The 11,388-nt window shown below is 62.7% G+C and carries 6 protein-coding genes and 3 pseudogenes; 5 read left to right on the top strand and 4 right to left on the bottom strand.

Annotated elements, in window-relative coordinates:
* A partial coding sequence (locus tag K359_RS55595; protein WP_198031276.1) for a transposase occupies positions 1-384 on the top strand: 384 nt, incomplete at its 5' end.
* A gap of 290 nt (positions 385-674) precedes the next feature.
* On the opposite strand, the pseudogene K359_RS0144160 reads toward K359_RS55595, so the two are convergent.
* Positions 675-1,675 (bottom strand): annotated as a pseudogene (locus K359_RS0144160) (cation diffusion facilitator family transporter).
* A 466-nt stretch (positions 1,676-2,141) separates the two neighbouring features.
* Here K359_RS0144160 and K359_RS0144145 point away from each other — a divergent pair.
* From K359_RS0144145 to K359_RS65220, 4 genes are all read left to right on the top strand, one after another.
* Positions 2,142-2,423, top strand: a complete 282-nt coding sequence (locus tag K359_RS0144145; protein WP_029084808.1) for a metal-sensing transcriptional repressor — start codon at positions 2,142-2,144, stop codon at positions 2,421-2,423.
* A 127-nt stretch (positions 2,424-2,550) separates the two neighbouring features.
* Positions 2,551-3,594, top strand: a complete 1,044-nt coding sequence (locus tag K359_RS0144140) for an efflux RND transporter periplasmic adaptor subunit (protein ID WP_225024711.1) — start codon at positions 2,551-2,553, stop codon at positions 3,592-3,594.
* A gap of 3 nt (positions 3,595-3,597) precedes the next feature.
* Positions 3,598-6,846 (top strand): efflux RND transporter permease subunit, encoded by a 3,249-nt coding sequence (locus tag K359_RS0144135; protein ID WP_029084806.1) that lies wholly within the window; start codon positions 3,598-3,600, stop codon positions 6,844-6,846.
* 1,544 nt (positions 6,847-8,390) lie between these two features.
* Positions 8,391-8,750 carry a transposase gene (locus tag K359_RS65220; RefSeq protein ID WP_245284912.1) on the top strand — a complete coding sequence of 120 codons (360 nt, stop codon included), beginning with the start codon at positions 8,391-8,393 and terminating at the stop codon, positions 8,748-8,750.
* Between the two features lie 438 nt (positions 8,751-9,188).
* On the opposite strand, the pseudogene K359_RS55590 reads toward K359_RS65220, so the two are convergent.
* From K359_RS55590 to tnpB, 3 genes and pseudogenes are all read right to left on the bottom strand, one after another.
* Positions 9,189-10,471 (bottom strand): annotated as a pseudogene (locus K359_RS55590) (IS256 family transposase).
* 70 nt (positions 10,472-10,541) lie between these two features.
* A pseudogene (locus tag K359_RS0144110) lies at positions 10,542-11,115 on the bottom strand (IS66 family transposase zinc-finger binding domain-containing protein); the annotation flags it as partial.
* A gap of 83 nt (positions 11,116-11,198) precedes the next feature.
* Positions 11,199-11,388: IS66 family insertion sequence element accessory protein TnpB (tnpB, locus tag K359_RS0144105; protein WP_029084802.1), on the bottom strand; the 190-nt coding region annotated here is incomplete at its 5' end.

Genomic DNA, 11,388 nt, shown 5'->3' with positions numbered 1-11,388 from the left:
GTCGTCACCAGCCTCGATGTCGGCTCGGCCGAGTGGATCTACGACAGCCTGTATTGCGCGCGCGGCCAAGCCGAGAATCTGATCAAGCTGCATAAGACACAGCTCGCCTCCGATCGCACCAGCTGCCGTTCGGCGCTCGCCAATCAAGTCCGCCTCGTTCTCCACACCGCCGCTTATTGGCTGATGCTGACCGTGCGCGACGCGATTCCCAAAGTCCGGGAATTGGCCACTGCCGAGTTCGCGACGCTGCGTCTTCGGCTCTTGAAACTCGCTGCCCGTGTCGTCGAGACCACGAGCCGCATTCGCCTTGCGTTTGCCGCGGCATGTCCCGAAGCCGACCTGATCCGCGGCTTGCCAGGCGCGCTGCTGCCGCTCGGTCCTTGACCGGCGGGGCGTCCGCCCCCCGTTCGCCCAACCTACACCTCAAGCGCGTTGCAAAGTACCGATCGTCAGGCGGTGAAAAGCCGAAGGCAATCCCGCGCGCCTCGTCAGAGCAGATGTGCGGCCACATCAATCGGACCAAAAAAAACGCACTCTCACGAATAGGGCGGGCTAACAACATGGTACCAAAGGAGCTGAGCCTTGGTGCTCGGGCCGTCCGCTCTACTCGCGCCTTGAGCGCTATGTTGGAGCGGCAGCCGCGGCGCGCCACAGTTGGCAAGTGAATGGCTAGTTTAGACCACGTTATCCGGCGCCAGCGCGCACTCGTTGTTGTCGCTGATTTCGATCTGCAGCGTTGCGTGGCCGATGTTGTAGGACTTCTTCATTGCCCGGCTGCATTCCATGAGGAATTCGTCACCAGGATGACCGGAAGGCATGACCAAGTGACAAGTCATGGCGGTTTCGGTCGTGCTGATCGGCCATACATGCAAGTCGTGGACTTCCGTAACGCCCGGTCTGCCGCTCAGGAACGTCCGCACTGCGTCAAGATCGACGTCTGCGGGGGCCGCGCTCAACGACATTCCGACCGAGTTCCGCAACAAGCCGCACGTGCTCCATAGGATGACGGCGCAGATCACGAGGCTCATTGCAGGATCCAGCCACAGCCAGCCGGTCCATAGGATAAGAGCCGTCGAGATCACGCCCCCCGCCGACACGGCAGCGTCGCTCGCCATGTGCAGGAAGGCCCCGTGGATATTGATGTCGCCCTTGCGGCCGCTGGCGAACAGCATAGTGGTGGCCCCGTTGATTAGGATGCCGATCGCGGCAACGGCCATGACGGTGTAGCCGGCAACCGGCTCCGGATCCCGGAAACGCTGTATCGATTCCCACCCGATCGCGCCGGTGGCCACCAGCAGGAAGATCGCGTTCGCGAGTGCCGCTAGAATGGAGGATCCCCGGAGCCCGTAGGTGAACCGCCCGCTGGGCGGCCGCTTCGAGGCGATCGATGCGCCCCAAGCAACCAGCAGACCGAACACGTCGCTCAGATTGTGTCCCGCATCGGCCATGAGCGCGGTGGAGTTCCCAAGAAAACCATATACCGCTTCGGCCGCGACTAACGCGGTGTTCAGGGTAACGCCGATGGCGAACGCCTCGCCGGCGCGTGAACGTGACCAGCGCCACCATGCCCATGATGATCATTGTCGGCGGCATTTTCAAGCCGGTGGTCATGGTTGTCGTCGACATGCCGATGTTCATCGGCGGCGATATGGCCGCCCGTCCCGTCGTTGGTCATTAGACCTGATTCCTTCGCTCTCAGTATGCCGCCGCCTATCTGGCCAACGACGTTGCGGATCAGAACACGAATCTGGTCCGGTCCCACCGGAAGAACTGGTTTGACGCGCCATGGTTCACTTCAAGACCGGCTGCGTAGGTCGTCGATATGTTCCGCCGCCCACGGACGCTCGCTCGCCAAGCTACCGCGGGCCTCACACCGGAATCTGTCCCAGAGCAAGGGCGGCTGCGCAAATCGCAAGAATGCGAACATTCTCACCCGCCAGCGCCGGCGCGCCGATTTTGCACCTCGGCTCGACGGATACGGGATTGAAATTCTTGCAAAAAGAGAGCGTAGAGCGCAGGCAAGACCAGCAACGTGAGGAATTGATGATCTGAACCGGCTGCCGCGTCGATTTGCCGTGCCGCGCCTGCCCCCCGCTGACTTCAAGTATCCCCTCCCCTCCCATAGGATAGGATATGGGACCATGAGCAAGGATCACGTCCACGAAAGTCATCCGGAGATCGTCAAACGGCTGAGGCGGGCCGACGGGCATCTCCAAAAGGTCATCGCGATGCTCGCCGAAGGCCGGCCGTGTCTCGACCTCGCGCAGCAACTGCACGCCGTCGAGAAGGCGATCGCCGAGGCGAAGAAGACCCTGATCCACGATCACGTCGACAACTGCCTGGACGCCGCCGCCAACGGTAGATCGGGCAAGTCGACCAAGAGCGTCCTCGCCGAGTTCAAGGCGATCTCGCGCTACCTGTAGGAAGCAAAAGATGGTCCCGGGTATACGGACGGCCTGCATGATTCTCGTCGCGGCGCTTGCGACAGTAGCCGGCACCATTGTGCCGTCCTGGGCACAGTCGGATTCCGCGAAACCCGCGGTCATCGTCATGGACGATGAACGCATCAGGCTGTCAGGCATCGAACTCCGTCAGGCGGGACCTGCCTCGATAGCCAGACGGCTGACGGTGCCGGGCACGATCGTGCCCGACGCAGGGCGGGTCGCGCATGTCTCGATCAAAGTGTCCGGAACCGTCGCTGATCTGCGGAAGAACATCGGCGACGACGTTCAGAAGGACGAAGTCCTGGGCGTTCTGGAGAGCCGCGAGGTCGCCGACGCCAAGAGCGAGTACCTCTCCGCCAAACTCTCGAATGAACTGCAGCAGGACCTCACGGCGCGCGACAAATCGCTGTGGGAAGGCCGCGCCGTCCCCGAGCAGCAGTACATCAAGTCGCGCAACGCGGCGGCGCAGACCGAAATGCGCTTCGGTATCGCTCGTCAGAAGCTGACGGCGCTCGGCGTCAGCGATGCGGAGGTCTCCGGGCTGCCGCAGGCACCGGACGGGACGCTGCGCAGCCAGAACGTCCGCGCCCCTATCTCCGGACGCATCGTCGAGCGAAAGGTGGAGCTCGGCACCGCCGTCGGACGGGACAGTCTGGAGACCGAGCTCTTCGTCATCGTCGACCTCAGCCGCGTTTGGGTCGACCTAGCGGTCTCGGCGACAGACCTGCCCCTGGTCAGGGAAGGCCAGGATGTCGCCGTGGCCGTGCGCGGGATCACTGAGACCGGCTCGGGCAATATCACGTTCGTCACCCCCCTGTTGGACAAGGAGACCCGCACGGCCCGCGTCGTGGTCTCGCTCGACAATGCAGGCGGTCGATGGCGTCCCGGTTCCTTCGTCACGGCGAAGATCGCGGTCGAAAGGCATGATGCGGCGGTCACCATCCCCTTTGCCGCACTCCAGACCCTCTATGGGCGCAAGACCGTCTTCGTCCGGACCAAGGAAGGTTTCGAAGCCCGCAACGTCGTGCTCGGCGGACGAGACGGACCGGTCGTCGAGGTCGTCTCTGGCCTGGCTGCCGACGAGACCGTAGCCGCCTCGAACACGTTCCCGCTTAAGGCGGAGGTATCCAAGCCCGGTGACGAGGACTGAGCGATGATCGAACGTATCGTAGAATTCTCAATCCGCCGGAGATGGCTGGTCGTGCTGATCGCTTTGGCCGCGGCTGCATCGGGCTTCTGGTCGCTGACGAAGCTTCCGATCGACGCCGTGCCCGACGTCACCAACGTCCAGGTGCAGATCAACGCCGTGGCCCCAGCCATGACGCCGGTCGAGATCGAGAAGCAAGTCACCGTCATGCTGGAGACGGCGCTCGCCGGCATGCCCGGTCTGGAATCGACGCGCTCCTTCTCGCGCAACGGCTTCGCGCAGATCACCGCCGTCTTCGCCGACCGGACCAACATCTATTTCGCGCGTCAACTCGTCTCCGAGCGTGTCAACGAAGCCAAGACCGATATGCCCCCCGGTGTCGACATCCGGATGGGACCGGTCTCAACGGGCCTCGGCGAGATCTACTGGTGGGCGGTGGAGTACGAAAAGCCGGGCGCGTCCGCACCAATCCGCGACGGGAGGCCCGGCTGGCAAACCGATGGGAGCTACCTCACTCCAGAGGGCGAGCGGCTGACCGACGATTTCCAGCGCACCGTCTACCTTCGGACCGTTCAGGACTGGATCGTCCGGCCTCAGATGAAGACCGTGCCGGGCGTCGCCGGCGCGGACGCCAGCGGCGGCTTCGTCAAACAGTACCAGGTGCAGCCGGATCCGGCGAAGCTCGTCGGCTACGGGTTATCCCTAAAACAGATCATCGAGGCGATCGAGGCCAACAACGCCAGCCGCGGCGCGAACTACATCGAGCAGAACGGCGAAGGGTACGTCGTCCGCGCCGCCGGCCGAGTCGAAAACCTCGAAGACATCGAGACCATCGTCGTCGCGACACGTGGCGGCGTGCCGGTCCGCGTCAGGGACGTCGCCGAGGTCGCTATCGGAAAGGAGCTCCGGACCGGCAGTGCGAGCGTCGACGGGCGCGAGGTCGTGCTCGGCACCGCGCTGATGCTGATCGGCGGCAACAGCCGGACCGTAGCAGCCGCGGCGGACGTCAAGATCAAGGAGATCGGCAGGACGCTGCCGACGGGTATCTACGCCCACACGGTCCTGAACCGCACGCAACTGGTCGACGCCACCATCCAAACGGTCGCGAAGAATCTCGCCGAAGGCGCCCTCCTGGTGATCGCCGTGCTCTTCGTCCTGCTCGGCAACTTCCGCGCCGCGCTGGTCACCGCTCTCGTCATCCCTGTCACGATGCTCGTCACCGCGAGCGGGATGCTGCAGGGGCGGATCAGCGCGAACCTCATGAGCCTCGGTGCGCTCGACTTCGGCCTCATCGTCGACGGCGCCGTCATCATCGCGGAGAACAGCCTCCGGCACCTCGCCGAGCGCCAACGCGAGCTCGGCCGCGCGCTGTCGCTGCAGGAGCGTCTGGACACCGTGACGGCGTCCGCGGTCGAGATGATCCGTCCATCCGTGTTCGGTCAGATCATCATCATACTGGTCTACACGCCCCTGCTCGCCTTCTCCGGCGTCGAGGGCAAGACTTTCGAGCCGATGGCGCTCACCGTGATGATCGCCCTTGCCGTGGCCTTCGTGGTATCGCTGACGTTCGTCCCCGCGGCGATCGCCATCGCGGTCCGCGGACGCGTCATGGAGCGCGAGGACGTCATCGTCCGAACGCTGAAGCGCTGGTACGCCCCGCTCCTCGCGGGCTCGATCGCAAGACCGCTCCCCGTGGTGGCCGCTGCCGGCCTTCTCTTCGTCGGCGCCGCGCTCCTGTTCACGCGTCTCGGCCAGGAATTCACCCCGACCCTCGACGAGAAGAACATCGTCATGGAGGTGAAGCGCGTGCCGTCCACGGCGCTCGCACAGTCGCAGAGGATGCAGCTTCTCATTGAGCGTCAGATAAGCACCCTGGACGAGGTCTCGTTCGTCTTCTCGCGCACGGGCACGCCCGATCTTGCAGCCGACCCGATGCCGCCGTCGGCATCCGACACCTACATCATCGTCAAGCCGAAAGAGGAATGGCCCGATCCTTCGATGACGAAGGAAGATCTGATCAAGAAGATCGAGGAGGTGACCGCGAAGCTTCCGGGCAACAAGGTCGGCTTCTCGCAGCCGATCGAGATGCGGTTCAACGAACTCATCGCTGGCGTCCGAGAGGATCTGGCCGTCAAGGTCTTTGGCGACGACTTCGAGCGGATGCAAAAGACCGCGGGCCAGATCGCCGATGTCATCCGCAAGATCGACGGCGCCCAGAACGTGAAGACGGAGCAAACGGCTGGTCTTCCGTTCCTCGACATCAATATCGACAAGGGGGAGATCGCGAGGCGGGGCTTGAGCCTGGCCTCGGTGCAGGACCTGATAGCGACCGCGATTGGCGGCACCGACGCCGGTCTCGTCTTTGAGGGTGACCGCCGCTTCAAAATCGTCGTGCGGCTTCCCGACGAGTTGCGGGACAGCATTCCAGCGCTCGAGGAGCTTCCTCTCCCGCTCCCGAACGCAAGTCCGAACGCGCCCGCAGCGTCCATCCCGCTCCGGACGGTAGCGTCTTTCGAGCAGACCGTCAGCTACAACCAGATTAGTCGCGAGAACGGCAAACGCCGAGTGGTGGCAACTGCCGATATCCGGGACCGGGACATCGGCTCGGTGGTTACGGAGGCGCAGGCGAAGGTCGCCGAGAAGGTAAAGCTGCCGCCGGGCAGCTATCTCGCCTGGGGCGGCCAGTTCGAGAACTTCGCGGTCGCGCGCCAGCGCCTCGTCTTCGTCGTGCCCGGCGTCTTCGCGCTGATCTTCATGCTGTTATTCGGGGCGCTTGGCTCGGCACGGGACGCGGCACTCGTTTTCAGCGCGGTTCCACTGGCGTTGACCGGCGGAATCGCGGCGCTGTGGCTTCGCGGGATGCCCTTCTCGATCTCGGCGACCGTCGGCTTCATCGCACTGTCCGGCGTGGCCGTGCTGAATGGTCTGGTCATGCTGACACAGATCCGGCGGCTGATCCTCGAGGGCGGAGATCCCAGAACTGCCATCCGCGAGGGGGCGCTGACCCGCTTTCGCCCCGTTGCGATGACCGCGCTCGTCGCCTCGCTCGGGTTCGTGCCGATGGCGCTGGCGACCGGCACAGGTGCCGAGGTCCAGAAGCCGCTGGCAACCGTTGTGATCGGCGGTCTCCTCACCGCTACCCTGCTCACCCTTGTTGTTTTGCCCGCGCTGTACGCCCGCTTCGCCATCAAAGCCGGCGCGGACCGGCGCAGCGTTCCCGCCAAGGCGATAGTCCACGATCGCGCAGCGGAGTAGCGGCTCACGCCGTCAGTCTTCTTCGGGCGTCTCTTACGCCCAGCGCGTGGACGAGCAGTCTCGAGATCACCAGGCGCTGCACGCGCGAAGTCAATCAAGCACTTGGGACGCCGATCGGCGTCCGGACCCCACGCCGATTCACAGGCTGACCGCCCCAACCGACGAGCCGTCCAAATGGACGTCCTTTTTGCCGTCCAATCCCATCCAAAACCTCCGTCCGAGCCGGAGGCCTTCTTCGCACATTTAATCTAACCCTGAAGCCAGGGTACTGCCTTCGCGCTTACCGAATTCCATCAGGGCCAGCAGGTATCCACCTGCACAAACAGGCCGGATATAAAACTGCAGCCGTATTCTGTGTGGCATCCCTTCTAAGCGAGACTTGGCAAGCGGGAGGCGTCCATATAAAGGACCATGACCCCAGCGATGGCATCAAAGGTTCAACTATAGGCCGATCCAATGCCTCACTAACCATCACACTGCAGCCGCGCTCGCACCGTCTCCGCAACCCTGACCAGCTCCGACGGCACAAGCGCTACCGTCGTGCCGTTGGCGAGTTCAAAAGGGGGGCTTGACAATAAACCGCAATTAAAGGGCCGAATGACAAATGGCGGCCAACTCCTCTCAGTTCGCGTTCTATGGGCCTGTACGGCTTCGTATCCGATTCCGTGACAGCCGAGGCAAGACTCTATCGAGCTGAGCCATAGACCAGCATCTTACGCATCCCGACCTCTGCCATTTTCTATGGTCATCGAAGTGTGACCATCGATCGCGCACGGTTCGACGACGAGTGCTCGACGTTCACGCCAATGGCGCGAAACCAAATCGCAACGCGAAGATCGCTAACAAGGCGACGGCCGCGATCGCTTCAGGGGGCGACATCCGCTTCATGGCGAGGGCCTCGCGCGGGCAGAAAGACAGATCGATCCGGATAGGTTTACATGCCTCACCGACGGTTGCCGCCTACCGAAAAGGGTAGGCCACGCGGATGCGCAGATGTCTGCACATCCGGGCGGCCCACGTCATGAAATCAAAAAGGGGTTCGTACCGCTACTTCACCTTGCCGCCTCTGGCTCAATGTATCGCAGCACGGATGCTCCGAGTTCCTGGGTTTGAAATGGACCTGCGGAGCGGGACCGGTTGAACCAGCTTGTTAGTTTGAACCTTGACCTGCGCGGAAAAGCTTCGCTATCAGGGCTATCTGCGGCGCCAGGACAGCCATGCTGCAATTGCGGCTCTTGTCAGCGACGGTGTGCCGCTCAAGGAGATCGTCCGCCGCACAGGACATAGTCGCAATCTGGTTCGCCAAATTAGCCGCGGCGGCGGTACGGATATGTTCCGTAGCCGTCAAAGCACCCTGGATGGGCACCTGCCGTTCCTGGACGCGCAGGGGTCGGGCGGCTGTCGCAACGGTGCCGAACTCTGGCGCCGTTTGAGAGGGCAAGGCTTTAAGGGATCGCTGCGCGTGGTGGCGAAATGGGGGACGCGCCGAGACTATCAGCCGTCAACAATTGCAGAAGGTCCCCGCCGCCAGGACGATAGCGCAGTTGTTGACGACGAAGCCCGACCACCTAAGCAAGGCCGAGACCGTAACGGTTGCCGCTATTGAACAAAGCGATCCTATGCTGGCCGATGCCCACGCTCTCGTTGGCCGCTTCCACGCGATGATCAGAAAGAGGGGCGAGATCGAGCTCGAACCTTGGATAGATGAATCCAAGCGGAGCCTCATTGGCTCGTTCGCGAATGGCATCGCCAAAGATAAGGGCGCGGTGCACGCGGCTATCACGCAACCATGGTCCAATGGCCAAGTGGAAGCTCAGATCACCAAACTCAAGCTGGTCAAACGGCAGATGTACGGGCGCGCTAAGCTCGATCTCCTTCAGGCTAGGCTGATTGGCGCGCCATAAAAACAAACATGATCATCGAATATGCGTCAGAGCCCCGATTGGATGCCGATTACCCCGAATACAGGGGCATGCCGAACCACAACGCGACCCTGTCTCCGATGCCAATAGCCGCGCCCGGTCGGCGCGGCGCTCGATCGGGTAGCTGGCAATGCTGCGGCGGGACTGCACCCGCTGATCGCGGCACTCGACTGCTCCGCGCCCGACGGCACGGAGGTAACATCTGCGCTGCGTCAGCTTTCGCCATCCGTCTAAGCCTGAGCGGGTCATCGCCTGGGCACGGGCATTGCGGAGCGGGGATGCCAACCTTTCGTATTACACCACGCACAACGTCAGAGACTGCGCTCGAACCTGTCAGTGGCCGGATTGGTGCTTCGACATGAAGAAGATTCGACCATCGGCGACGGAGCTATCGCCAATTTTTGGTGACGACCGGGCCGGTCAGGCGGCGGCGGTTGCGGGCTGACGGTCGGTCGACTTGGCGATGACCTCGATCCCGTCGTTGAATGTCACACCGAGAACGAGTTTTGGCAACTGGTTGTGTCCGTCGAGCCGTCGCCAGCTTTTCTGTGCGCCCTCAAGCAATTTGAAGACCATTGCTAGGGCGGTCGTGTTGGACAGGCAGCCCTTCGATCGGATCGTGCGGTGGCGCACGGTAGCGAAGGTGCTTTCAATGGGATTGGTGGTCCGCAGGTGTTTCCAGTGTTCGGCCGGGAAGTCGTAGAACGCCAGTAGCGTGTCCCGATCCTTGCTCAGGCAGTCGGCCGCCTTCTCGTATTTGGGCGTGTAGCTCTCGATGAAGGCGTCGAACGCCAGCTCGGCTGTGGCCTTGGTTTCGGCCATCCAGATCTCCCGCAACGCGCGTATGGCTTTCGGGTGCTGGCTCTTCGGCAGTTTGCCGAGCACGTTGGCGGTCTTGTGCACCCAGCAGCACTGCTCGCGCGTTTTCGGCCAGACCTCACCGGCGGCCTTCCAGAACCCGAGCGCGCCGTCGGCGATGGCGAGCTGAGGGGCCAGGTCGAGCCCGCGCCGCTTCAGGTCGAGCAGCAGATCGCGCCAGTCCTGCGCGCTCTCGCGGGCGCCATCGGTGAAGCCGACCAGTCCTTGCGGCCTTCCGGCCTCGCGCCGATCAGCACCGGGATGCACTGCTTTTCGTCTTCAAGGCGTGCTTGGAGATGGATGCCATCGGCCCAGATGAAGATGTAGCGCTTCGCCGACAGATCGCGCCTCTGCCACGCGGTGTGTTCGTCAAGCCAACCGTCCTTCAGACGGCCGATGGCGGATGCCGACAACCCGGCAGCATCCTTGCCGAGCAGCGCCGCCAGAGCCTCGGAGAAGTCGCCGGTGGAGATACCCTTCAGGTAAAGGATCGGCAGCAGCGTCTCGATCGATTTCGAGCGGCGCATGTAGGGCGGCAGGATCGACGGAGAGAACCGGATGCGGTCGGGATCGGTAGCCTCCGCCTCGCGATCGCGTACACGCGGCTGGCGGACGGCGACCGGACCGATGCCGGTCATCACCTCGCGCTCCGGCAGGTGGCCGTGGCGCACGACGGGCTGGTGGCCGTCCGGGGTCTTCAAATCGGCATGCTGGCCGAGAAAGTCTGCGACTTCGGCCTCGACCGCCTTGGCGAGAAGGGCACGTGCCCCGTTGCGCAAGACTTCTGTGAGTTGATCGTTGAAGATTCCTGGCTGAATCAACTGGATGACGTTATCGTTGGACAAGGCATACCGCTCCTTCGGTGGAGAAGTGGAGGCGTCAAGCAGCCGCAGTTTCAGTACATCGTAGATGCGGAGCAGAAGCCAACGTCGAAGGCGTGGCGATGCTGCCCGGCAAGGGCTGCACCGGCATCGGCGCGATGACAATCGGCGTGTTGATCCCGGTGCGGTCGCAGTTTCGGCATGCGTACTTGAACCGTACGTTCTGCACGACCTTGGCCTTCACCTCGATATGGAGCTGCTCGGTAAGGCTCTCCCCCATCCGATGCATCCGGCCGGTGCAGCATGGACAGACCTTCTGATCGTCGGGGATGTCATATTCGACGCGTTCCCGTGGCAGGCTCGAAGGTAACGGCTTGCGCCCTCGCTTCTTCCCCACCGACTTTCCAGTAGGCGACAATCCGGTGTCGGGCAGATCGACGGCAGCATCGATTTCGTCAAAGTTTTTATCGCCAACCGCAGCCTCTTCGGCCTCGTTAAAGACGCGATCAATGTGCTTTTCACTGCGCGGCGCATAGCGATGCAGTCGCGCCAGCGCCAGTTCCTCCTCAAGTCTGGAGACGCGCTCGGTGAGCTGGCGGTTCTCCACTTGCAGCGCGGTTATTTGCGCCATCAGCTCTGTGACCGCTCGGTTCGCCCGTTCGATTCATCGGATTCTTGAATCGGAAGCATGCCGTGGCGTCAAGATAGTTCAGCCGCCCGGGATATTTGGAAGCCGTAGACCGGCAATCTGTCAGCCAGCAACCTGATATTGTCGCACCGGATGGCGGACCATCGCATCGATGTCGATTCCGTCGGGGATCCAATGCAATTGTTCGCTCGTAAGTCGTACCACCGTTTCCTGGCGCCGAGGCCAACGGAACTTATCCTCGGTCAACCGCTTCAACACCATCACAAACCCTGACCGATCGAAGAACAGGAGC

Origin of the sequence: Bradyrhizobium sp. th-b2 (assembly GCF_000426785.1) — a bacterium.
Lineage (GTDB): Bacteria > Pseudomonadota > Alphaproteobacteria > Rhizobiales > Xanthobacteraceae > Bradyrhizobium > Bradyrhizobium septentrionale.
This window is presented reverse-complemented; position numbering and strand designations above follow the sequence as displayed.